The organism is Streptomyces sp. HPF1205 (assembly GCF_020400825.1).
Lineage (GTDB): Bacteria > Actinomycetota > Actinomycetes > Streptomycetales > Streptomycetaceae > Actinacidiphila.
On sequence record NZ_JAINVH010000119.1, the window covers coordinates 1 to 1060 of the forward strand.

Annotated in this window: 2 pseudogenes; both read right to left on the minus strand. The window is 67.4% G+C overall.

From position 1 onward, the window contains the following. Positions 1–38 precede the first annotated feature (38 nt). Positions 39–829 (minus strand): annotated as a pseudogene (locus K7G61_RS35895) (IS701 family transposase); the annotation flags it as partial. An 80-nt stretch (positions 830–909) separates the two neighbouring features. Further along, a pseudogene (locus K7G61_RS35900) lies at positions 910–1060 on the minus strand (IS256 family transposase); the annotation flags it as partial.

A 1060-nucleotide genomic window follows, 5' to 3' on the forward strand; every position in this document is an offset into this window, starting at 1 on the left:
ACAGGTCAGAACCCGTACACCACTTCCAAGGACGCAACCCCGACCGCCAGCGCGGCCACCGAGGACGGCTTGTTCCGGTAGCGGGGCTGCGGCTTGCGTCCGTTTCCGGACCACGCAGGGGCGGTGGGCTGCGCGTCGTGCGGGTGGACCGTCACATCCGAGCGGACGGCGACGACATAGCCGATGCCACGGCTGTTCAGGCCGTCGCGGAGGTCTGCGTTCTGCCCGTAGCCGGCATCGGCCACCACCACCGGCGGCACCAGACCCCACCCGGCCAGCTCATCCAGGCCGTCCAGGGCCAGGCGCCACTTCTCCCGGTGCCCGGCCTCGGGCGGCATCCCGGTCCTGTGCCGCCGCCGAACATCGTCCGCCCACTCCTTGGGCACGAACAACCGCCAGTTCAGCGGGCAGGAGGCCGCATCGGACACCGCGTGTACGCTCACCGCGACTTGGCAGTTGGCCTGTTTGCCCAGCGCACCGCAGTACTGGTGCGCGACCGCCACCGACATCTTCCCGTCCTTGGGGAACGACACGTCATCGACCGCCCAGGCGTCCGGGCCGATCAATGGCACCATTCGCTCCGCGATCCGCCGCCGCACCGGCACCGGATCCCAGGTCGACTGGTTCACGAACTGCTGCAGGTTCTGCTCGTTGCCGTCCGGCAGCCGCTCCGCCATCGGTGGATCGACTTACGCCGCCCGTCCAGCATCAAACCCCGCAGATAGCAGTCACCCTTCGACCGCTGGTCCTTGCGCGGCACCGACGCAAATACATCCGCCACGAACAACCCCAACTTCGCCCGGGCACGGTTCACTTCATATGCGTCCACACCCCCACCATGCCCCCCAACAGGACCGCGAGACAGACCGGGTGTGTCCAATCAACGGCTGATCTTGGTTCTTGGGTTGGTCAGTTTGTGGCTGGGGTCAGGCGGCCCTCGAAGGCGATCTGGAAGGCGTTCAGGGGCGCCTTCCAGCGCATGGTCCACCGCTTGCGGCCTTTCCCTGTCGGGTCCAGGCTCATCAAGGCCATGTAGATGCACTTCAGGGCGGCCTGCTCG